The organism is Paenibacillus polysaccharolyticus, assembly GCF_023714295.1.
GTDB classification, from domain to species: Bacteria; Bacillota; Bacilli; order Paenibacillales; family Paenibacillaceae; genus Paenibacillus; species Paenibacillus polysaccharolyticus_A.
Genome location: NZ_JAMAUN010000012.1, coordinates 1 through 22302, shown reverse-complemented (window position 1 = coordinate 22302; position 22302 = coordinate 1). Strand labels below are relative to the sequence as shown.

At 48.1% G+C, this 22302-nt stretch carries 18 protein-coding genes, 2 rRNA genes and 1 riboswitch; of the genes, 3 read left to right on the top strand and 17 right to left on the bottom strand.

The annotated features are described in order from the left end of the window. Positions 1–181: 181 nt before the first annotated feature. The 13 genes from M3629_RS23115 to M3629_RS23055 all read right to left on the bottom strand — a co-directional run bounded on the left by M3629_RS23115 (position 182) and on the right by M3629_RS23055 (position 13124). Positions 182–625, bottom strand: coding sequence for an immunity 26/phosphotriesterase HocA family protein (locus M3629_RS23115; protein WP_251510672.1), 444 nt, complete (start codon positions 623–625; stop codon positions 182–184). Positions 626–637: 12 nt separating this feature from the next. Continuing rightward, a complete protein-coding gene (gene purF / locus M3629_RS23110; protein WP_090923359.1) occupies positions 638–2116 on the bottom strand; it encodes an amidophosphoribosyltransferase in 1479 nt (492 codons plus the stop codon). Beyond that, positions 2101–4344 (bottom strand): phosphoribosylformylglycinamidine synthase subunit PurL, encoded by a 2244-nt coding sequence (gene purL / locus M3629_RS23105; protein WP_251510671.1) that lies wholly within the window; start codon positions 4342–4344, stop codon positions 2101–2103. The genes purF and purL overlap by 16 nt, the downstream gene beginning before the upstream one ends. Further along, entirely contained in the window at positions 4322–5011 is a 690-nt protein-coding gene (purQ, locus tag M3629_RS23100; protein ID WP_090923362.1) for a phosphoribosylformylglycinamidine synthase subunit PurQ, read from the bottom strand. The genes purL and purQ overlap by 23 nt, the downstream gene beginning before the upstream one ends. A 4-nt stretch (positions 5012–5015) precedes the next feature. Then, the gene (gene purS, locus M3629_RS23095; protein WP_090923368.1) at positions 5016–5261 is read right to left on the bottom strand and encodes a phosphoribosylformylglycinamidine synthase subunit PurS; all 246 of its coding nucleotides are present in this window, start codon (positions 5259–5261) and stop codon (positions 5016–5018) included. A 1018-nt stretch (positions 5262–6279) separates the two neighbouring features. Continuing rightward, the gene (locus M3629_RS23090) at positions 6280–7152 is read right to left on the bottom strand and encodes a phosphoribosylaminoimidazolesuccinocarboxamide synthase (protein WP_251510670.1); all 873 of its coding nucleotides are present in this window, start codon (positions 7150–7152) and stop codon (positions 6280–6282) included. A gap of 301 nt (positions 7153–7453) precedes the next feature. Further along, entirely contained in the window at positions 7454–8752 is a 1299-nt protein-coding gene (gene purB, locus M3629_RS23085) for an adenylosuccinate lyase (protein WP_154960735.1), read from the bottom strand. After that, complete coding sequence (purK, locus tag M3629_RS23080; RefSeq protein ID WP_251510669.1) at positions 8749–9954, bottom strand: 5-(carboxyamino)imidazole ribonucleotide synthase; 1206 nt, start codon at positions 9952–9954, stop codon at positions 8749–8751. Before purK ends, purB begins: the two co-directional genes overlap by 4 nt. Next, positions 9951–10436 carry a 5-(carboxyamino)imidazole ribonucleotide mutase gene (purE, locus tag M3629_RS23075; RefSeq protein WP_090923373.1) on the bottom strand — a complete coding sequence of 162 codons (486 nt, stop codon included), beginning with the start codon at positions 10434–10436 and terminating at the stop codon, positions 9951–9953. The genes purK and purE overlap by 4 nt, the downstream gene beginning before the upstream one ends. Positions 10437–10592: 156 nt before the next feature. Beyond that, positions 10593–10694: riboswitch (purine riboswitch) on the bottom strand. A 325-nt stretch (positions 10695–11019) separates the two neighbouring features. Continuing rightward, positions 11020–11454 carry a universal stress protein gene (locus tag M3629_RS23070; RefSeq protein ID WP_090923374.1) on the bottom strand — a complete coding sequence of 145 codons (435 nt, stop codon included), beginning with the start codon at positions 11452–11454 and terminating at the stop codon, positions 11020–11022. Positions 11455–11622: 168 nt separating this feature from the next. Further along, positions 11623–11886: a DUF1294 domain-containing protein gene (locus tag M3629_RS23065; RefSeq protein WP_251510668.1), complete on the bottom strand. Its 264-nt coding sequence runs from the start codon at positions 11884–11886 to the stop codon at positions 11623–11625. 114 nt (positions 11887–12000) lie between these two features. Further along, a complete protein-coding gene (locus M3629_RS23060; protein ID WP_167375798.1) occupies positions 12001–12138 on the bottom strand; it encodes a hypothetical protein in 138 nt (45 codons plus the stop codon). Positions 12139–12227: 89 nt separating this feature from the next. Continuing rightward, complete coding sequence (locus tag M3629_RS23055) at positions 12228–13124, bottom strand: ROK family protein (protein ID WP_251510667.1); 897 nt, start codon at positions 13122–13124, stop codon at positions 12228–12230. A 133-nt stretch (positions 13125–13257) separates the two neighbouring features. On the opposite strand from M3629_RS23055, the gene M3629_RS28735 reads away from it, so the two are divergent. Further along, entirely contained in the window at positions 13258–14436 is a 1179-nt protein-coding gene (locus tag M3629_RS28735; RefSeq protein WP_251510665.1) for a helix-turn-helix domain-containing protein, read from the top strand. 148 nt (positions 14437–14584) lie between these two features. Here M3629_RS28735 and M3629_RS23045 read toward each other — a convergent pair whose 3' ends face one another. Beyond that, positions 14585–16717, bottom strand: coding sequence for a DNA topoisomerase III (locus M3629_RS23045; protein ID WP_251510664.1), 2133 nt, complete (start codon positions 16715–16717; stop codon positions 14585–14587). A 439-nt stretch (positions 16718–17156) separates the two neighbouring features. Here M3629_RS23045 and M3629_RS23040 point away from each other — a divergent pair, with 439 nt between their 5' ends. Further along, a complete protein-coding gene (locus M3629_RS23040) occupies positions 17157–19094 on the top strand; it encodes an amidase family protein (RefSeq protein ID WP_251510663.1) in 1938 nt (645 codons plus the stop codon). A gap of 227 nt (positions 19095–19321) precedes the next feature. Then, complete coding sequence (locus M3629_RS23035; protein WP_251510662.1) at positions 19322–20578, top strand: S-layer homology domain-containing protein; 1257 nt, start codon at positions 19322–19324, stop codon at positions 20576–20578. A gap of 137 nt (positions 20579–20715) precedes the next feature. On the opposite strand, the gene M3629_RS23030 is transcribed toward M3629_RS23035, so the two are convergent. From M3629_RS23030 to M3629_RS23020, 3 genes are all read right to left on the bottom strand, one after another. Then, positions 20716–21714 (bottom strand): ketoacyl-ACP synthase III, encoded by a 999-nt coding sequence (locus M3629_RS23030; protein ID WP_251510661.1) that lies wholly within the window; start codon positions 21712–21714, stop codon positions 20716–20718. 215 nt (positions 21715–21929) lie between these two features. Further along, positions 21930–22046: ribosomal RNA gene (gene rrf, locus M3629_RS23025) — 5S ribosomal RNA — on the bottom strand. 140 nt (positions 22047–22186) lie between these two features. Next, positions 22187–22302: ribosomal RNA gene (locus M3629_RS23020) — 23S ribosomal RNA — on the bottom strand; the annotation flags it as partial.

Here is a 22302-nt window from a genome sequence, read left to right as displayed (position 1 = left end):
CAGAATAACCTGGAGAGTAGCGGTTATCCCCAGATTTTTTGATTCCCTTTTTTCAAAGGGAAAATCCGGTGATAAAGGCGCAGCCTATGCTTCCGATGTAGCTTTCTTTCAGAAAGCTTTTAGCTTCGCTTCTACAGGTTTTTTCTGTCCTCTCCGTTTATGTGTAAATCAAAATTCCAACTCATTTATTGCTACTCATCTCCAAAAGATGAATCTGTACCAATTCAAATCCAGCTACACCCATTATAATGTACTGACTGTACTCTTCTGGTGGAACCATTCGAATGAATTCGTCACCGTTGTATACCGCACCGGCACACTGGAATACTTGCAGTTCTTTTTTCGCCGGAGTCAGCGGAATGTTACCAACGATGCTCCATGTGCCATCTTTCAGCAGCTTCGGTGACGTGAAGATCACGTTGCTCTTACGTTTGCCATAAGAATAGATAAGGAATTCGCCGTCTTCCAAACTTACAGTTTCGTCACGCTGAATGCTCATCACGCCGAATGAAAATGCCTTTTTGAAGCGGTCTCTCAGTGCACATATCACCTGACACACGGCAAACCGTCCATCATGCATTGGAATCAGAAAAACATCGCCCTCATTATAGCTTTTTCTTCCCATAAGCCTTGCCTCCTAACAACTGCAGCCGAACTTCTCCTCGCCGTCAAAGTCGAGTCGGGTCGGATAGTCATTATCGAAGCATGCCAGACACAGTCCGCCCTTATAGTCATCCTGGTTATCTCCCTGAATGGAAGCAATCAGTCCGTCCGGGCTGAGGAATGCGAGAGAGTCTGCATTGATCTCACGGCAAATCTCTTCAACGGACAGAGCAGATGCAATAAGCTCACGGCTATCCGGTGTATCAATACCATAGAAGCACGGATTCTTAAATGGCGGCGAAGTAATCCGCACATGCACTTCCGTTGCCCCTGCGTCACGCAGCATATTCACAATCCGGCGGGATGTTGTCCCACGTACGATCGAGTCATCGATCATCACTACACGCTTACCTTCCACGACACGGCGCACGGCGCTGAGTTTCATCTTCACGCCCTGCTCACGCAGTTCCTGGCTTGGCTGGATAAATGTACGTCCGGTGTATTTATTTTTGATCATGCCCATCTCATATGGAATACCTGTCTGTTCAGCGTATCCAATCGCCGCCGAGATGCTGGAATCTGGTACCCCCGTAACCAAGTCCGCATCCACAAACGCCTCAATGGCCATCCGACTACCCATGCGTTTACGAGCAGCATGCTGATTAGCACCGTTCATATCACTATCAGGTCGGGCAAAATATATATATTCCATCGCACAAAGTGCCTTGCGGTGTTTATGATCATCGAAACGATCTTCATGTAATCCGTCTGCATCCAGCACAAGCAGTTCCCCTGGCTCTATGTCACGGATCAACTCTGCGCCGATCGTCTCAAGTGCACAAGTTTCAGACGCAAACAGGTACGCGTCCCCAAGCTTACCCATCGTTAGTGGACGAAGCCCATGCGGGTCAGAAGCAACCAACAACTTATCATTTGTCATGATCAGAAAGGCATAACCACCGACGATACGCTGGAATGCATCTTTTGCCGCCTCTACAAGACCTTTCGAAGATCTTGCAATCAAGTGAGCGATAACTTCAGTATCACTGGTTGTTTGGAAAATGGAACCACTCTGCTCCAGCTCACGCCGGATGGTTGGTGCATTCACGATGTTTCCGTTCGTTGCAACGGCTAGGTCGCCATCGCGATATTTGAATACGAGTGGCTGTGCATTGGTCAATTTGCTATCTCCACTTGTCGAATAACGTACATGACCAATCGAAATATCACCGGTGAGTGTTTGCATCAGGTCTTTGGTGAAAACCTCTTTCACGAGTCCCATACCGCGGTGATAGTTAAACTGTGTGCCGTCGCTTACACACATACCTGCACTCTCTTCCCCACGATGCTGCAGGGCATGCAGACCGTAGTAAGAAAGGGAAGCCGCATCAGGGTGCCGATACACCCCGAATACGCCGCATTCTTCCTTTAATTTGTCGAGTCCTTCCTTGCCGGACCCTTCGTTATAATAATCGCCTGTCCACAACGGTTCCGTCATCAGTTCATGAGACATGGAATCGCATCCTCCCAGACCTTAGCCAAACCTCCTACAGGTTCGTTCACGGCTGATGTTCCGTTCAATTCAATCGTCAGGTTACTTCCTTCAACACGTCCGATCACAGCTGCTGGCACTCCGCGTTCACGTACCAGAGCTTCCAGCTTACTGGCTTGCTCTGGAGAAGCCGACAACAGAATACGGGATTGGCTCTCACTGAACAGCGCATGATCTGCACGGAGTGCAGTCTCTACATTCACTTGTGCGCCTACGTTACCGCTGATGCAGGACTCTGCCAGTGCAACGGCCAGACCACCTTCGGACAAGTCATGTGCGGAGCGAACAAGTCCGGATTGGATGGCTTCCAGCACAGTGCTGAGCAATGCTTTCTCCGTGTTCAGGTCCAGCGCTGGCGGACGGCCTTCGGTCACGCCGTGTACGGCGTATTGCAACTCGCTGCCGCCGAGTTCCGCTTTGGTTTCACCGAGGAGCATGATGACATCTCCTTCGGATTTGAAAGCTTGTGTCGTGATATGATCCGTATCATGAACGAGACCTACCATACCGACCACTGGCGTTGGATAGATAGAGCCTTTGGCGTTTTCATTGTACAAACTCACGTTACCGCCGATAACCGGCGTATCCAATACGCGGCAAGCTTCCGCCATACCGTCTACCGCTTTTTCCATCTGCCAGAAAATATCCGGTTTCTCCGGGTTACCGAAGTTCAGGTTATCCGTGATTGCCAGCGGTTCTGCACCAGAACATACGATATTCCGCGCCGCTTCACTCACGGCGATACGTCCGCCCACCTCAGGATCAAGGTAAACGTAACGACCGTTACAGTCCGTAGTCATCGCAAGACCTTTGCGCGTGCCACGAATGGTGACTACTGCTGCATCCGAACCTGGACGTACGGCTGTGCTTGTACGCACCATGTAGTCGTATTGATCATAAACCCACTTTTTACTCGCCACCGTTGGGGAAGCCAGCACTTGTTTCAATGCACCGCCGAGATCCGACACTTCGTCATAACGAAGCGTATCGATGGAAGCACTCGCTTCATAATACGCAGGTACGGAAGATGGCTTGTCATATACCGGGCACTCGTCAACCAAAGCCGTTACAGGCATATCGCCAACCACTTCGCCGTGGTGGATCAGTTTCAGACGACCATCGTCTGTAACTTTACCAACTTTGGCACAGATGACACCCCAACGTTCAAAAATTTCCATCGCCTGCGCCTCATCCTTCGGCTCCACGACAAACAGCATCCGCTCCTGAGACTCCGAAAGCATCATCTCGTACGGTGTCATGCCTTCTTCACGCTGTGGCACCTGATCCAGATACAACTCCAGACCGTTGCCTGCTTTACTTGCCATCTCCGCACTGGAGCACGTCAGACCTGCTGCACCCATATCTTGAATACCGAGCACGATGCCCGTATCGATCAATTCCAGACAGGATTCCATAACCAGCTTCTCCATGAATGGATCACCGACTTGGACCGCTGTACGCTGGGACTCGGATTCTTCGGTCAGCTCAACGGATGCAAACGTTGCACCGTGAATACCGTCACGACCTGTTGGTGGGCCAACGTAATAAACCGGGTTACCTACACCTTTGGCTACACCGCGCTGGATTTTGTCATGATCGATCAGACCCACACACATCGCATTCACGAGCGGATTGCCTTCATAACTCTCATCAAACATCACTTCACCTGCAACGGTCGGAATCCCGATACAGTTACCGTATCCCGCAATACCCGCTACCACATGCTCGAACAGATATTTTACGCGCTCGCTCTCCAGCTTACCGAAACGAAGGGAGTTGAGCAGCGCTACTGGTCTTGCACCCATGGAGAAAATATCACGGATAATCCCGCCTACACCTGTTGCCGCCCCTTGATAAGGTTCTACCGCGGAAGGGTGGTTATGGCTTTCAATTTTGAAAACAACGGCCTGGTTGTCACCGATATCTACGATCCCGGCACCTTCACCCGGTCCCATCAGGACACGTGGACCACTTGTCGGGAAACGACGCAAGAGTGGCTTGGAGTTTTTGTATGCGCAGTGCTCAGACCACATGACGCTGAATACACCAATTTCCGTGTAGTTTGGCTTGCGGCCCATGAACTCACAGATCAGCTCATACTCGCTGTCAGACACGCCCATCTGTGCGTATAGTTTATGTTCTGCGACCTGTTCTGCTGTTGGCTCCTTAGCGGATAGCTGCTGCGTCATGCCGATCCCTCCATGCTTTCAAAATTGATGTAAACATCCGTTTGCCGTCTTCCGAACCAAACAGTGAATCCACTGCACGCTCTGGATGCGGCATCATGCCCACTACGTTGCCCGCCTCGTTGCAAACCCCTGCGATATCACCCAGGGAACCATTCGGGTTGTTGCCATATGTGAATACAATCTGATTGTTTGCTTGCAAACTTGCCAGTGTTTCTTCGTCACAGTAATAGTTGCCTTCACCGTGAGCAATCGGAATGACAATCTCTTCGCCTGGTGCATAGTCACGTGTGAAAGGTGTGTCTGCGTTAGCCACTTTCAGCACCGTGTCATGGCAACGGAATTTCAGGGACGTGTTGCGGATCAACGCTCCCGGGAGCAGACCTGCTTCCGTCAGAATCTGGAATCCGTTACAGATGCCCAGCACATATTTGCCTTGCTCTGCGGCTTTCGCCACTTCGTTCATTACGGGTGCGAAACGGGAAATTGCTCCGCAACGCAGGTAGTCTCCGTACGAGAAACCACCCGGAACCAGAATGCAATCATACGCGGACAAGTCCGTAGCCGTATGCCATACATAATCAACCTCTTGTCCAATCGCGTCTTCTACCGCTTTGTAACAGTCGATGTCGCAGTTGGAGCCAGGGAACACAAGAACTGCAAATTTCATGAGATTAACCCTCCAATTCGTAGCGGTAATCTTCAACAACGGTGTTGGCGAGCAACTTCTCACACATCACTTTCAATCGTTTTTCCGCTTCCACACGATCTGTTGTATCCAGATTCAGTTCCATGACTTTACCGATCCGTACACTTTCCACTTCGTTAAATCCCATGGAGTGCAGGGCTCCTTGAACAGCTACGCCTTGCGGGTCGAGTACGCTTTGTTTAATAGTGACATATACGGTTGCTTTGATCATGATCTGTATGTTCCTCCTCAGTAATGAACGGGATAAATGCTTTATGCTGTTAAAAAAGTGCGGTGGCCTTGGGATGCTCGCTTCGGTGTGGATGGTTCCTCCGGCCGCTTGTTGTTCCCAGGTTTCTGATTCGTTTTGGCCCGCGCTGCGGTCAAAACCCGGGAACAAAGGCGGACGCTCCGCTCCTTCGTGAACCATTCCATCCCTACGCTTGATCCTGCGGCAATATTTTTTAAAGGCTTAAACCCTTTGCGTTGCTCTGCGGGTAGTAAAAACGGTGGCCTTGGGACGTTCGCTTCGGTGTGGATGGTTCCTCCGGCCGCGGGTTGTTCCCCGGTTTTCTGATTCGTTTTGGCCCGCGCCGCGGTCAAAACCCGGGAACAAAGGCGGACGCTTCGCTCCTTCGTGAACCATTCCACCCCCTACGCTTGATCCTGCGGCGCTATTTTTTAAAGGCCTAAACCCTTTGCGTTGCTCGGCGGGTAGTAAAAGCGATGGCCTTGGGACGCTCGCTTCGGTGTGGATAGTTCCTCCGGCCGCTTGTTGTTCCCAGGTTTTCTGATTCGTTTTGGCCCGCGCCGCGGTCAAAACCCGGGAACAAAGGCGGACGCTTCGCTCTTTCGTGAACCATTCCACCCCCTACGCTTGATCCTGCGGCGCTATTTTTTAAAGGCCTAAACCCTTTGCGTTGCTCAATGGCAACTGTACAAGCGGTATACCTGAACCAATCCATAGTTTTCCGCATACGCGGTACAGGTCTTCAAGTCTTTGAGTAACATTGATTTTAATTCTTGCATTGATTCCAGGCTTCGCACCTAGTGAAGCCTACGCCTTAATTACCTCATTCACCAGTTTGAACACTGGCGGAGGGAAAGATTTGAGCTGGAGAAACGAAGTGCTCGCCTTTGCGACCGGAATGTGTCCTTTTGAAAAAAGGATAGGAATCCAAACATTCCGGGGGCAACAGCGATCGAAAGCCAAACTTTCCCGGAGCCGCACGCTCAAACGTTACCTTTTATTATTTCGTTAAACGTTTATAAATATCGACGTATCTTGCCGTTGTCGCTTCCACGACCTCTTGCGGAAGCGGTTCGGGCTTGCTGTTCTTGTCCCAATCGGTGCCTGCAAGATAGGTACGGACAGGCTCTTTATCCATGCTGTCGATCTCAATGTCGAGAGCATAGTTTTCTTTTGCCCAGAAGCGGGAAGCATCCGGGGTGAAGATTTCATCAATCAGGATCACCTTGCCGTCCACGATGCCAAACTCGAATTTGCAGTCTGCCAGGATGATACCGCGCTGGTCACAGTAATCACGAGCAAACTCATAGAGGCGCAAGCTTTTCTCTTGAAGCTCGATCGCAAGCGCATCTCCCACAAGCTCTTTCATACGCTCCATCGGAATGTCCTCGTCATGACCAACATCATTTTTGGCAGCCGGTGTGAAGATGGGCACTTCAAGCTTGGCATTTTTGCGCAGGCCTTCCGGCAGTTTGATTCCATTCACTTCTCCGGTTGTCTCGTACTGTCTCCAGCCACCGCCAGTGATGTATCCGCGCACCACACATTCGATATCGATGCGCTCGGCTTTGCGTGTAACCATGATGCGGTTTTTGAGCAATTCAGGTTCGGTGACGAGATCACCCAGCTGATTCACATCCGTATGAACCACGTGGTTTTCCATCATGCTACCTGTCAGATCAAACCAGAAGCTGCTGAGTTGATTCAGCACATTGCCTTTCTCTGGAACCGCCGGATCGAGCACATAATCAAATGCCGAGATGCGATCAGTTACCACAATAAGAAAATGCTCACCCAGATCGTATAGCTCGCGTACTTTCCCTTTGTATAACAGAGGTGCTTTAACAATATCTGCCGCCGTGGACAGTGCCATGGGGTCACCTTCTTTCAGGAGATGTAAATTATACGTCCAATTCCCCTCATCACGCGGGGCCACTCCAAATGCAGAAGAACCTCCCGATCGCTGTTATCCCCGAATTTTTCTGATCCAATTGTATGAGGGGAAAATTCGGTGATAAAGGCGAACGCTTCGCTTCTACAGGTTTTTTCTGCATTCTCCGTTCCAGCGTGAACACATAATCAACCTATACTTTTAGTGGGGTATTTCTGTCCTCTACGTTCCCTGCTAGCCCATCATTCGTTCTCTAACCTTAGTAAGGGAATATATTAATCGATTAGTCGTTCAAGCCGAGTTTTTTGAAAATCGTATCGACGTGTTTCAGGTGCCAGGACGGGTTAAAAGCATCTGCAATTTCCTCGTCGTTCAGCACAGCCGTAATTTCCGGTGTGGACTTCACGATGTCCTGGAATTGACGTTGTTCTTCCCATGCCTGCATGGCACGCGGTTGAACGGTATCGTACGCTTGCTCACGGCTGAAGCCTTTGTCAATCAGTTTCGTCATAACGCGGCCGGAGAATGGTACGCCGAAGGTACGTTCCATGTTGCGTTTCATGTTTTCCGGGAAAACCGTCAGGTTCTTAACGATGTTACCAAAACGGTTCAACATGTAGTTCAGCAACATCGTTGCGTCCGGCAGAATGACACGTTCTACGGAAGAGTGCGAGATGTCGCGCTCATGCCACAGTGTTACGTTCTCGTATGCAGATACCATGTGTCCGCGGATAACACGGGACAGACCGGAGATGTTTTCACTGCCAATCGGATTGCGCTTGTGCGGCATTGCGGAAGATCCTTTTTGACCTTTGGCAAACGCTTCTTCCACTTCACGGAACTCACTCTTCTGCAGAGCTCTAACTTCTGTAGCGAACTTGTCCAGAGAAGTTGCGATCAGTGCCAGCGTAGCCATGTACTCCGCATGACGGTCACGTTGCAACGTTTGCGTGGAGATTGGTGCAGGCTTAGTACCCAGCTTCTCACAGACAAACTCTTCAACAAATGGATCGATGTTAGCATACGTTCCAACGGCACCGGAGATTTTACCAAACTGTACGCCATCCGCTGCATGGCGGAAACGATCCAGGTTACGCTTCATTTCTTCATGCCACAACGCCATTTTCAACCCGAAAGTTGTCGGCTCCGCATGCACACCATGTGTACGTCCCATCATGGGCGTATGCTGGTATGTCAGTGCTTTTTCACGCAAAATTTCGATGAAATTAATAATGTCTTTTTCCAGAATTTCGTTCGCTTGACGCAGTACATATCCCAGTGCCGTATCCACCACGTCAGTGGAAGTCAGGCCGTAGTGTACCCATTTCCGCTCTGCACCCAGGCTCTCGGATACCGTACGTGTGAACGCAATAACGTCATGGCGTGTTTCCTTTTCAATCTCATAGATACGATCAATGTCAAAGGAAGCGTTCTGGCGAAGCAAAGCTGCTTCTTCCTTCGGGATAACTCCAAGCTCAGCCCAAGCCTCGCATGCGCAAATTTCAACCTCTAGCCACGATTGGAATTTGTTTTCTTCTGTCCAGATGGCTCTCATTTCGGGTCTGCTATAACGTTCAATCATGAATTTGTATGCCTCCATAGATTAGTTTGTTCGATCCATTGCAATCCTTCTTCGACATCCTGACAGAGCAGGTTCACATGCCCCATCTTCCGTCCTGTCTTCGCTTCGCTCTTGCCATATATATGAAGCTTAGGGATCACACCGAGTTCCATCGCCTCTTCATCAGGTTGCCCTGTTCTTGCGATGATTCCTTCCAGATGCTCACCAAGCACATTGACCATAACGACGGGACTTAACAGCGTTGTATCCCCCAGCGGTAATCCGCAGATGGCACGAACATGTTGCTCAAACTGTGATGTGGCGCAAGCCTCCATCGTGTAGTGTCCGGAATTATGCGGCCGTGGAGCCAGCTCGTTCACATACAGTCTGCCGTCTGCGGCTACAAACAGTTCGACCGCTAGCAATCCGACAGCTTTCAGGGATTCGGCAACCGCAGCGGCCAGTTTCTGTGCTTCCAGTTGAATGTCTGTAGCCACTCGCGCAGGTACGATGGAAGCATGCAAAATGTTGTTCACATGAATGTTCTCCGCAGGCGGGAACGTTTTGATCTCTCCGCTCGTGCTACGAGCAACAATGACCGAAATTTCGCATTCGAACTTGATGAATTGCTCCAGTACCAGCTCTGCTCCTGTCGATGCAAGCTCTTGGTACGCTTCTTCAGCTTCCGATGCCGCACGGATTACTCGCTGACCTTTGCCGTCATATCCGCCAGTCACTGTTTTCAGCACACATGGAACACCTAATTCACTCACTGCAGCTTTCATCGTATCCAAACTGGTAATCTCCCGATATGGGGCAACCCTTACCCCAGCCGCTTCAATCGCACGTTTCTCACGCAAGCGATGCTGGGTCGTGTATAACAGGGTACTCCCTTGCGGCACGGATGACTCACGCTCAAGTAAAGCCGCCACTTCTGCATCCACATTCTCGAATTCATACGTGATCACATCGCATTGCCGCGCGAGTTCTCTTGCTGCCTGTACATCGTCGTATCCAGCTTCAATCTGCTTCGCAATCTGGCCACAAGGTGATTCCGGTGTTGGGTCAAGTGTCACGAATCGATACCCCATCGCCGTTCCGGCTAGCGTCATCATCCGTCCGAGCTGTCCGCCGCCAAGAATACCGATTGTTGTATGTCCGGGTAATAAGACGGGTTGTCCCTGCCCTGTTCCCTTATCCTGTCTGGTTGCCTCGTTACTCATAGCTCATCACTGCTTTCCAGTACTTCTTGTTTAATCCGTTCTCTGCGAGCTTCGGAGCGGCGCTGCACCTCCGGGTCAAAAGCGCCAATGATCTGTGCCGCGAGCAAGCCTGCATTTGTCGCACCCGCTTTGCCAATGGCTACCGTGGCTACAGGGATGCCGCCAGGCATCTGCACAATGGACAGCAAGGAATCGAGACCGTTCAATGCTTTGGATTGAACCGGAACACCGATGACGGGAAGCATCGTTTTGGATGCCACCATACCTGGAAGATGAGCCGCTCCGCCTGCACCAGCGATAATGACCTTGAATCCGCGGTCGATCGCCTGCTCTGCATATTCAAACATCAAATCCGGTGTGCGATGTGCAGAGACGACCTTTTTTTCATAACCAATCTCAAGCTCGTCCAGCACCTCGCACGCATGTTTCATCGTTTCCCAATCGGACTTACTGCCCATAATTACAGCAACTTGCACTGACATGAATACATCCCACTCCCATCTGAGCATTTTAAAAAAAACGAAAAAGTCCGCTACCCGCGAAAATATTACATTTTCTCCGGACACCGGACTCCAAGAAATACGTATCCTCATTTGGGCATGCCAAAAGGGGCTTGCTGTCCGCAATCAACCATGCGACTCTCAGCCGTATCTCCTCGTAGTCCGGAAATTTACGGTTTCCGGGTAGATACTTCCGGGCCCTATTCCCGGCGTTATACGAGCAAATATCTATTCGTTACATCTTCTTTACCACGTTCCACAATCATACAACTTTCGTTCCTACTCGACCTTATTTTAACCTGATCGACACATCTAACATTCTAACAATCCCCTACAGCGTATGTCAACTTAAAGACGAACATTTAACATATTGACAAATCTAATGTTCGGGAATTAGTACAGTGCTATACAATAAACTCCAAATTCGCTTGAAATACCCCATCCTGTTGCTTCAAAATAAAATAAAATAAAATAAATAAAGCCGGCTTCTCTTCAATTTCTCGAAGACAACCGGCTTGTTCACACGGGAATGGAGTACAAGTACATCCTCCCTCTTATTTCAACATCATTTTACGATCAATACAGGAATTTGAGCATGCTGTACTACATTGTGACTGACACTGCCGAGCACGAATTCACGGATTCCGCCTAAACCTCGGGAACCAATGATAATGATATCCGAGCCGTTTTCTTTGGCATAGTCCAGCAACACTTCTGCTGCAGCCCCTTGGATCAGATCTACATTTGCCGTAACACCTGCAGCCTGAATACGCTCTTTGGCTTCATCCGTCGTTTGCACAGCCAGATTGTAGTAATCGTTGTTGAGTGAAGGCGGCAATGGCGCCAGACCTTCCCCAATAAATACGCGCGGAAAATCAAAAGCATGAATGACATCAAGCACAGCCCCCGGCGATGCCTTCGCAAACTCGATTGCACGATCCAGTGCTTTATTTGAAGCTTTTGACCCATCATAAGCTACTAAGATTTTGGAAAACAACATGTAAATCCCGTCCCTTCCTTATATATGTAGAACCCGAAGCAAGCCTCGGTCTGACATCTAAATCCCTTACAAAGCCTGGAACCATGTAACTTCTTAAACCTTCCCAGCTTAAGATGAATCACTTGATAAGAAACAATTTACATAATAAACTCTTTCATCCCTAAACAATCACTGCAAAAAGTAACCATACATCACTGCATTCAGAAACACGAGCAACGGAATGCCAATCGTAAAGCTGGGATGTTTCGTTTTATGCCTTTTCCGATACATCGCAATCCAGATACCTAGTGCACCACCGATAAAGGCTAGCAAAAATAACGTTCGTTCAGGCGTACGATCTCGCCGCTGCTGTGCACGTCTCTTGTCGTCAGACATGACCAGATAGGCCACAACATTAATAAAGATAAACCATACGATAAGTCCGGTATGCATATGCGTTTAGCGGTCCCCCTGTCCCGGGACATCTCCCTGTCTCCATTATAATCCCAAGACAGGCAGATGATCAACGCGGGCAGAGAACCGCACTATTTTACATAAACGAGAATTTTACGATTCCTGTTTCGGAATCCCGTTCAGGCTCGGTACCCTTTTGGCTGATTTCTCCGGGGTCACTGCGATATTCTCTTCCCGAATGCTGTCCTTATTCTGCTGGTTATTGCGTTTTTCCGGTTTGTTATGCGGCATCTCAGGCTCACCTCCTCCGCTTACGTTGCCTGAAAACGAAGCTTCTTATACGAAGGAGGCACCTGTATTTTAGGCTTTAGGGCCCACGTCTAGTTGTTCCGGTGACTGTTTAGAAAATGATATAACGCTCCGTACAGGTTGGCATCATTTCCAAACGTACAGGCTGTAATCTGTGGGCTCGCCTTATGCAATGGGTTAATTCGCTTCAGTTCATCTATTGCCCATTGGATTCGCTCCAGCACAACAGGCTGTGCACTAATGCCTCCTCCAATGGCAAACACTTCAGGGTCGAGAATGTATTGCAGATTCATGATCTGAACCGCAATCTGTGTGCAAAAGGTGTCAAATACACCGCACGCCTCCGCATCTCGCTGATTAATAAATTCAAACACGGCCTCACCATCGGCAGGGTCATCCAGCCCTTTTAACTTACCAATCTGTCTGACCATCTCTACAGCCGAGCTCTCCAGTCCAAAATAGGCCGCTTCCTTCGTTACCGGATCAATCCGGCTCATCACATAACTAACCTCTCCGGCTGACAAGTTTTTGCCACGTTGCAGTTTACCGTCCATGATGATTCCTCCCGCGATGCCGCTACCCAGCACCATAACGACGGAATCCTTGGTATCTTTGACACTGCCGAGCCATAGTTCGGCAAGCGCTGCGCACTTCCCATCATTTTCAATGGACACACGGATCGCATATCTGTCTTCAAGAAGTTTGGCTAAATTCACCTCATGCAAAAATGGAAAAGAACCACCGTGATACACCATTCCTGTCTCCACATCGATTGTTCCCGGACAACTCAGGGCAATGCCCTGAATCTGTGACAAATCTTGTGCATCCACGATGGCATAAAGCGCATCCTGCAGTTCCTGCAAGCCACTCCGCCCAACGCCACGTTTTCCCTTCGACAACAGCTCTCCGCTTTCGCTCATCATTCCGTATTTAATAAAAGTTCCACCAATATCAATAACTAAATACATGCTTTCAGCCCCCTGCTCTACATATCATTCGTCAACATCTTAATTGAAATATAGAGCGTTTCCATTTATATTTATGGTATTTATTTGCGATTAATAGTAATTAATTATGATCTTTAGGGAGATGGAGAGTTCAGTGCCAACGATAACCGAAACCAGACTTCAATGGATCTTACAAACGTTATATGATACCACCCGGGTTCCTGCGTTCTACCTTAAGCGAGGTATCGATCGTCATCCTACTTTGAGCCCGGAATTGGTGAACCAGCTTCTGTCCACTCCTGTTCATCTGAAAATCCAGCTCATGGATTACAATATACAAATGGACAAGATGATCCTGATGCCAGTCTCCACTCTTGAAGGACAAGGTTTGCTTGTTCTCTGGCCCAATGCACAGTCATATGTTGGGCATGTTCCGTTTGCATGGGATCAACAACTGAATTCAACCACATTCATTGAACCCAATGATCCCCATCAACTGCTGAGTGTGGCGATTATGGCCCATTATCTTTTACATCATGAAATATTGGATCGGAATCAAGTTCTTGAGGACAACGAACATGTCTTAAATATAAATAATCATGCGGAAGGTGTGCTTGAACTATCTCTTCTGGAACAGAGAGAGCGGAGATTGTTTCACAAATCCTACCTGTCGGAGAAAAAGATATTTGATCAGGTGCGTCTGGGGAACAAACATAAGATGCTTTTGTATCTGAAGCAGCATATGGAGTTGAATGGGGTCTACGGCACTTTATCGAAACACAATAGTTTACGGAGCAAAAAGAATCTGATCATTGCGGCCATTACGCTCGGAACCCGTGCTGCAATTGATGGCGGATTGTATGCGGAGTCGGCACTTACGCTTAGCGACACCTATATTCAGCACATTGAAACGCTGTCCCGGATTGATTCGATTCATCCGATTCTGCATAAGATCCTTGGTGATTTTACCGAACGTGTAGCCAAAGTCCATCGGGCTCATAACTCCAAAGACATTCTGTTATGCCAGGAATATATATTCAATCACTTATACGATGACTTAAGTCTGTCCGTACTGTCCGCGCATCTGCAAATAAGCCCCTCCTATCTTTCCCGTAAATTCAAGGAAGAGACTGGAGAGGCACTTCGCATTTTTATACAAAGGCAACGGATTGAAGAAGCCAAAAATCTAATCGTTTTCTCAGACTATCGCCTGAGTGAGATTCATACGTTGCTTAACTTTCACGATCAGAGTTACTTCATCAAAGTGTTCCGAAAACATACGGGTTTTACACCAAAAGAATATCGTAATCGATTTGTGATCAAGCCTTCTTGAACATGACACCTGACTAGTAGGCTTCTCTCATTTCATCTCATAGAAATTTCAACTCACATAAGGCTACCTGAGATGCGGTCGCTCCGATTAAATAGTCCGAGATCGTTTAACTCCTATTCTCTCACCTTATGTTGTCATTGCCGCATACCTATTTTCCTTGTTTCTCCATAGCCGCCTTGAGTAAATCCCCCAGGTTGGAGCCGATGGACTCCTGCTTCGCGTATTGTTTCACCAGCTTTTGCTGCTCGCGTTTGTTCACGTGTTGCTTATCTTTATCCAGCGTTTCGGTGATTCCGCAAGGCAGACACTGTACATACAGTCCAGCTTTGCCTTCCTTGATCTCCATCTTCTTATGACACTGCGCGCAGCGGCGGTTCGACAACCGTTTCTCATTGGAGCGACGATAACCACAGTCCTCCGTAGGACATACGAGGAACTTGCCACGTTTCCCCTTTTTCTCTAGCAACTTGGCATTACAGTCCGGGCAGTGGCTGTTGGTTACATTATGGGGTTTGTACTCGGCTTTACTGCTTTTCACGGTGGATACAAGTTCCTTTGCCATGGAACGAATACCATCCAGGAACGGGCCTGGTTTACCCTGTCCACGCGCTATACGCTCCAGTTCAGCCTCCCAACGAGCGGTCAGTTCCGGTGTTCGCAGTTGCGGGGCAGCAAGCTCAATCAGCTGTTTGCCTTTGCCCGTTGGATGCAGACTGTTCCCTTGACGATCAATCGTATCCGAGCTGACCAGTTTCTCAATGATATCTGCGCGTGTCGCAGGTGTGCCCAGTCCGTGCTTCTCCATCTGGGAGAGCAACGCTGCTTCCGTATACCTCTTCGGTGGCATCGTACGTCCACTCTTGATGTGGCAGCGCCCAAGTGTCACTGACTGACCTTGCTGCAAATCTGGCAACAGTGCACGCTCATGGTCACCTGCATCATTGGAACGGTCATCATCTTCATCATCCGTGTAATCACCGCCGTACACCTCACGCCAGCCACTATCCTTGACCGTTGTGCCCTTCACATGGAAGGAATCCTTACCTACCTGTACCGTAACAGCTACTGAATCATACCTCGCTGCTGGATAGAACAGACTGATGAAACGGCGAACAATCAGATCGTAGAGCTTACGTTCCTCTGGGCTCAGCTGATTCAGCAATACCGTCTGCTCGGTTGGAATAATGGCATGGTGATCAGTAACCTTGCTATCATCCACAATCCGTTTCGTGACATTCAGGTTTTTGCGCAGTAAAGGGCGTGCAAGTGATGCATACGGGCCAACAGCTACACTCTCGAGCCGCTCTTTTAACGTTCCCGTCATGTCGGAAGTCAGATAACGGCTATCTGTCCGCGGATAGGTAACAAGCTTATGCTGCTCATACAGACGCTGGAGTACGTTAGAGGTCTGTTTAGCGGAAAAGCCGTGTTTACGGTTCGCATCCCGTTGCAGTTCCGTAAGGTCGTAAGCCAGCGGATGCGGCTCGACTTTTTCACTTTTTTTCACTTGGGCAATCGAGCCTTTACGTCCTTCTACACGTGCCTTCAATTGCTGCATATCCTGTTTGTCAAAAATTCTGGAATCCCCGCCAGATGCACGCCATACCGCCTGAAAATCTCCAAAATCCGCGCTTAACGTCTCATATTCCTCTGAACGGAAGCCGTTAATTTCATTTTCCCGATCCATAATCATACCCAAAGTTGGTGTCTGTACACGTCCAGCGGATAATTGGGCATTGAACCGTACGGTTAACGCACGTGTCACATTAAGACCAATCATCCAGTCTGCTTCGGCACGGCAGCGTGCGGATTCATAGAGACGGTCGAATTGACTTCCCGGCTTCAGCGAGGCGAATCCGTCCTTGATCGCTTTATCCGTTTGGGATGAAATCCACAGTCGTTTGAACGGCTTTTTCCACTGCGCCATCTGCATAATCCATCTTGCAAGCAGTTCTCCTTCACGGGCCGCATCCGTTGCAATAACCAACTCACCCACATCCTGACGTTTCATCAGTTGCTGCACGGCTTTGTACTGGTGATTCGTTTCCCGGAGCACCTTCAGCTTGGTTCGCTCTGGCAAAATCGGCAAATCTTCCAGATTCCACGTCGCGTACTTTTTGTCATAATCCTCAGGTTCGGCGAGGCCCACCAAATGTCCCAAGGCCCACGTTACAATGTATTTCGGACCTTCCATATAACTTTTATGTTTATCACGCGCGCCCATCACCCTTGCAATCTCCCGGGCTACAGATGGCTTCTCTGCGAGTACCAATGTCTTCACTTCGTATCTCTTCCTTTCTTTCCAAACGCTAATATCGGAGACAACGGATCTGTCTTCCCTGTCTTCCTATATTTCCATCTTTACATTATATCATCTCAATCAGAATCATGTTTTCAACAAATGTATATTCAACAGAACAGGGTTTCAAGGGCATCTCTTTTCGCCAATACATTCAACTTATCATCCGACCAAGATGTGTCATATCTATGTTAGATAATATCTTTTCTTTGACTTTCCAACAAAAAAAATAGTCTTTCACTTCCAAGACACAAAGAGAAAACGTGAGATATCTTCACACAAAACCAATATGTATGCGTTTTTTTGAATAAATAATAGATTTGTAAGATTACCTCACACCAATATAAGATGTGCAAAAGCATTATACAAAGATTGCTAAAACACACACATCATCTTAGACACAGGAAGGGAGCGTGGATGCATGACTTATCATGGATCTGTATTAAAAAAAGGCGGGGCCTTATTACTCGCGGGAACCGTGGTTGCCGCAACGTGGGGAGGAACTGCTGTACCTTCGGCTTTCGCCGCCGCTGCAACTCCTCCAAGCCAAACCTCCACCGTCGCCGCCCTTGCAGGGAAAGCGCCGGTCAGTGCCGCAACCTTCGTTCAGGCCATGGAAGAAGCTGCTACACTTGCAGGTGTACCTTTTACCATGGACAAGCTCTCCGGTGCGACAATGTCACGCAAAGATGCTGCACTTGCCTTGCAGCAATGGCTCAAGCTGGACACTGCTCCGGCATCCTTCAAGGATGTGCCGAAGCAGTCCGAGTATGCCAGTGCCGTCGGCGCCCTGAATGCCGCCGGACTCATGAAAGGCTATACGGACTCTCTTTTCTTACCGAACGCTGTACTTACAGCGAACGACGTCTCTATTTTGAAAGACCGCATCTATACCTACATAAAACCGTTTGTGCTCGAAGAAGCCACGATCATGGATATGCAGAACGCCATGGCACAAGGTAAACTGACATCCAAAGAGCTGGTGCAACATTATCTGGATCGTATCGAGAAATACGATGATCAAGGTGTCAGCATTAATGCTGTCCTCAATCTGAACCCGGATGCCCTTAAAATCGCAGAACAACTAGATGAAGAGCGCACAGCTCAGGGACCTCGCGGCCCGCTTCACGGTATCCCGATCCTGGTGAAGGATAACTTTGATACCAAAGACATGCCAACCACGGCTGGCTGTATCTGTCTGAAGGATTCTATTCCGGCCCATGATGCAGAGCAGGTGAAGAAGCTGAAAGCAGCGGGAGCCATTATTTTGGGCAAAACCAACCTGCATGAGTTTGCTTTTGGCATCACAACATCAAGCTCACTGGGAGGACAAACGCTTAACCCTTACGCTCTTGATCATTATCCGGGCGGATCGAGTGGCGGAACAGGTGCGGCCATTGCCGCAAACTTCGCTGCAGCAGGTATGGGCACCGATACAGGTGGGTCCATCCGCATACCGTCCAGCTTTAACAGCCTTGTTGGCATTCGTCCAACCATTGGCCTCTCCAGCCGAGAAGGCATTATTCCACTCGCACTGACACAAGACGTTGGTGGGCCGATGGCCCGTACGGTAAGTGACGCAGCGATCATGCTGGATGCTACCGTTGGTTATGACAAAAAGGATGTAGCCACGGCTTACGCAGTAGGTAAGATCCCTTCCAGTTACACAGACTTCCTGGATGTGAACGGACTGAAGGGTTCTCGGATCGGTGTAGCTCCTGAACTCATCCCAAGCACCAAAGCGGAAGAAAAAGCGGTTGCTGACGTCATCAACGCCGCCGTTGAAGAACTAAAATCCCTCGGCGCTACCGCGGTACCAATCTCCATTCCGAACTTTGAGGAAATCAATAAATACCCTAGTCTCAGCGGCTATGAATTCAAGTTCCAGCTGAATGACTATCTGGATTCTCTCGGTGACAAAGCGCCATATCATAGCCTGTCCGAGATTATTGCATCCGGTCAGTTTGATAAAACTCAGGAACAAGCTATGAAAGCACGGGATGCAATAGACACGTTGGAAACAACGGAGTATAAAGATATCGTCTTGAAACGTACTCAAATCACGCGGAATTCTTTACTAAAAGTAATGGCGGACAACCATCTGGATGCGATCATCTACCCAACATCAACACAAGCCGCTGGCGTGATCGGTAAAGGTCAAACCTCCGGTGCCAACAATCGTCTAAGCCCATTCTCCGGCTTCCCGTCCATTACTGTACCGGCTGGCTTCACAACGGATGGCTTGCCAGTAGGAATGGAGTTTCTCGGTAGAGCCTTTGACGAGGGAACATTGATCAAGCTCGCTTACAGCTACGAACAAGGTACACACCACCGTCAGGCACCCAAGTTAACGCCTTAACTTCTTGATGACTGAAGATATACGAGCAAGAGCACTCATACTTCTATCCTTTCCCTTTATTGAACATTCTTCATTAAACATGCACCCCCATTCACGATTCTGTGAATCGGGGTGTTTTTCGATCTATATTTTCAAATTGCCCAGATCTTGATTTGTAGTCTACAATATGTATGAGGAAGTTTACTACTTGTACATCGTTTGAACCACACATTAACAGGAGGTTTTGGATGAATTATTCAAGATGGCATATGTTACTTATTACCTTGCTCAGTTTCTCCCTTTTTGCCACATCAACGGCCAGTGCTGCCACAACTACTAATGCCAAGAAATATAAGTGGGCTAAGCCCGCTGTAGAATTCATGGCCTCTCACGGTGTCATGCAAAGCTACGAACAGGAAGCAGATCGTTTAAACCAAACGGTGTCCAAAGCCGAATTAACCCAAATGATACATACCTTATTCAAGGAATTTCGTGTTGAACCCGATAAAAAAATCGAAATTCCAGGCGTACCAGAAGGAAGCACCTATTATTCCATTTTTAGAGATGTGTACGGCAGCATTCCGAGTAATCCTTTAGGAATGATCGCAGCGGCAGATCAGATAAACTACAATAGTGAAACATTTACGTATCAACCTTCTAAGAGTTTGTCTCGCTGGGATTTGTTGATTGCCCTGAATGCACTATTCCCTGATATCCGTTACACTCTAGACGAAATGTCCATAAAAGAAATCATAACTAAAGTGAACTCGTTCAGGGATATCCCGAAAAGAACATTTTCTTCTTTTGAAACATATGACAAATGGAAGTTTGCTTATCAACCACTGGCTCCTGAGTTAGGTATTATTCAAGAAAAAAAACAGAATGCATACCTTGGATCCGATTTCGATGGTGTAAAAACATATGCTATGCTCGGCTTCTCTAAAGCAGGCATTATGAAACCCGATGCTAAAGGGAAATTTTATCCGAATCAAAAGGTAACGTTAGCTGAAACTGTGGTTATCCTGCAACGCATCTACAATTTTTATGGCGGGAAAGGCTACAAACATCAGCCTACCAAAGACGAACTGATTCCAAGAGAGTTAATTCGTGAGTACGTCTATAGAAATTCTGCGCATGGCAGTCTTATATCTGATAACGTGGCACTTGTTAGTACGGATAACATTTCTACCGCCTATCTGGCAATCAGCGCAACAGAACCGGTTGATCTGAAAGTCATTGTGAACGGCGAGAGTATAACCTACTCTTATGAACAATTAAGCGTACTTGATGCACCCATTATGATCGCGTTTGACGGGGCAGATTATGCAGAGGTATACCCCATTTTACGCAGGACAGGCAAACCCATTGTAGATCAAGGGGAAAGTGAAGGTAATGAATTCTTCGAAAAGTTAGATTTGTTTTTTTATTTCTCGGGTAAATGGACTGATTTTAGTGTGTTCAATACATTATGGGAAGATGAAAGTTATGAAGAGCTTGAACAGTAACGTTGATGAGTAATAATTGGGAAATAGCAAATATAAGGTAGAGCTCAGATTACTGAGTTCTACCTTTTTTTCCTTTGATGCTAGCTATGAAAACTGAACTGAAGTCTAATTCATCAGATACCTTGGTAGATTAACATTTACGCCCTATCCGGCACACCCCATCGAACAACTAGACCCGAGTACGTTAGCCCGCCTCCAAAACCAAACAGCGCAACGTTTTGCCCATGTCTCAGCTTCCCTTCATCCACTGCAATCTGCAATGCAAGTGGAATAGAAGCCGCAGAAGTATTCCCCCGATACTCCATACTCGTTAATGTGCGTTCAAGTGGAATCGGACCACGTTCACACATCGCTTCAATCATACGCATATTGGCACTGTGCGGAACAAACCAATCGATCTGCTCAGGTGACATTTCAGCTCTCGTAATCAGCTCAGCTAATTGTTCAGGAACCATGCGGACTGCCCATTTGTAGACCTCTCTTCCGTTCTGCACCAGATTGCCCTCGGCATTCAAAGGCTGACCATGCATCTCTGTAGAAAGTCCGCTTTTATATAAGTGCATGCCACCATCTCCTTGTGTCCCGGAAATGACAGACTTAAAATCACCCTCGTCAGAAGCACGTTCTACCAGAAACGCACCGGCCCCATCTCCAAACAATACGCACGTTGTGCGATCTGTATAGTCCGTTATTTTGGATAACGTTTCTGCTCCGATGACGAGTACCTTGCGATACATCCCACTGGTTACCAGACTATCTGCCAGTTGCATACCGTATGTGAAGCCGGCGCAAGCCGCGTTCAGATCAAGCACTCCTGTCTGGGGAATGCCCAGGTTTGCCTGGACTCGTGAAGCCGAACTTGGGAAAGCATACTCGGGTGTACTTGTTGCAAAAAGAATCATATCTACATCGGTGATCTTCACCTCGTAACGACGCACCATATCTTCTACAGCTTTTGTGGCCAGATCTGATACAAATTCATGTTTGCCTGCAATCCGGCGCTCTCTCATCCCCGTCCGTTGTACAATCCACTCATCGCTTGTGTCGACCAATTTTTCCAAATCTGCATTGTTTAGTATTCGATCCGGTACATATGTACCCATGGCTGTGATTGTTGACTTAGATTGATGATTCATAGCTGAGATCACCTCATTTGATTTTTTTACTATTATAGCACTAAGTATTAGTACTTGGTACTAATTTTATTTTGTAGAAAACTACTATTGATTAACAAGAGGAATACTAACAAAAAAACAGCCTAATTACTTGGAGTGCTACTTTACTTAAATTCTGTTAAATACAAAAAAATAAGAACCACTACCGAATATCATCGGCAGTGGTTCTTTAGTTTGCTTGGCGGCGTCCTACTCTCCCAGGACCCTGCGGTCCAAGTACCATCGGCGCTAGAGGGCTTAACGGTCGTGTTCGGGATGGGTACGTGTGGAACCCCTCCGCCATCGCCACCAAACGAGCATTTGTGAAACAAATGCATTCGCGTTCCATTCGGTCCATCACAGCGGTGTGGATGAATGGTTCAGCGCATATTCAGAGTTGTTGTTCTCTGAAAACTAGATTCGAAACGAAACGCACGCGATTCAAAACTTGCTATTGGATAAGCCCTCGACCGATTAGTACTGGTCAGCTCCATGCATTACTGCACTTCCACCCCCAGCCTATCTACCTCGTCGTCTTCAAGGGGTCTTACATACTGGGAAATCTCATCT

Bases quoted from the DNA above. Each gene is read 5' to 3' on its own strand.
- M3629_RS23115 (WP_251510672.1), bottom strand. From the start codon at position 625: ATGGGAAGAAAAAGCTATAATGAGGGCGATGTTTTTCTGATTCCAATG.
- purF (WP_090923359.1), bottom strand. From the start codon at position 2,116: ATGTCTCATGAACTGATGACGGAACCGTTGTGGACAGGCGATTATTAT.
- purL (WP_251510671.1), bottom strand. From the start codon at position 4,344: ATGACGCAGCAGCTATCCGCTAAGGAGCCAACAGCAGAACAGGTCGCA.
- purQ (WP_090923362.1), bottom strand. From the start codon at position 5,011: ATGAAATTTGCAGTTCTTGTGTTCCCTGGCTCCAACTGCGACATCGAC.
- purS (WP_090923368.1), bottom strand. From the start codon at position 5,261: ATGATCAAAGCAACCGTATATGTCACTATTAAACAAAGCGTACTCGAC.
- M3629_RS23090 (WP_251510670.1), bottom strand. From the start codon at position 7,152: ATGGCACTGTCCACGGCGGCAGATATTGTTAAAGCACCTCTGTTATAC.
- purB (WP_154960735.1), bottom strand. From the start codon at position 8,752: ATGATTGAACGTTATAGCAGACCCGAAATGAGAGCCATCTGGACAGAA.
- purK (WP_251510669.1), bottom strand. From the start codon at position 9,954: ATGAGTAACGAGGCAACCAGACAGGATAAGGGAACAGGGCAGGGACAA.
- purE (WP_090923373.1), bottom strand. From the start codon at position 10,436: ATGTCAGTGCAAGTTGCTGTAATTATGGGCAGTAAGTCCGATTGGGAA.
- M3629_RS23070 (WP_090923374.1), bottom strand. From the start codon at position 11,454: ATGTTGTTTTCCAAAATCTTAGTAGCTTATGATGGGTCAAAAGCTTCA.
- M3629_RS23065 (WP_251510668.1), bottom strand. From the start codon at position 11,886: ATGCATACCGGACTTATCGTATGGTTTATCTTTATTAATGTTGTGGCC.
- M3629_RS23060 (WP_167375798.1), bottom strand. From the start codon at position 12,138: ATGCCGCATAACAAACCGGAAAAACGCAATAACCAGCAGAATAAGGAC.
- M3629_RS23055 (WP_251510667.1), bottom strand. From the start codon at position 13,124: ATGTATTTAGTTATTGATATTGGTGGAACTTTTATTAAATACGGAATG.
- M3629_RS23040 (WP_251510663.1), top strand. From the start codon at position 17,157: ATGACTTATCATGGATCTGTATTAAAAAAAGGCGGGGCCTTATTACTC.
- M3629_RS23035 (WP_251510662.1), top strand. From the start codon at position 19,322: ATGAATTATTCAAGATGGCATATGTTACTTATTACCTTGCTCAGTTTC.
- M3629_RS23030 (WP_251510661.1), bottom strand. From the start codon at position 21,714: ATGAATCATCAATCTAAGTCAACAATCACAGCCATGGGTACATATGTA.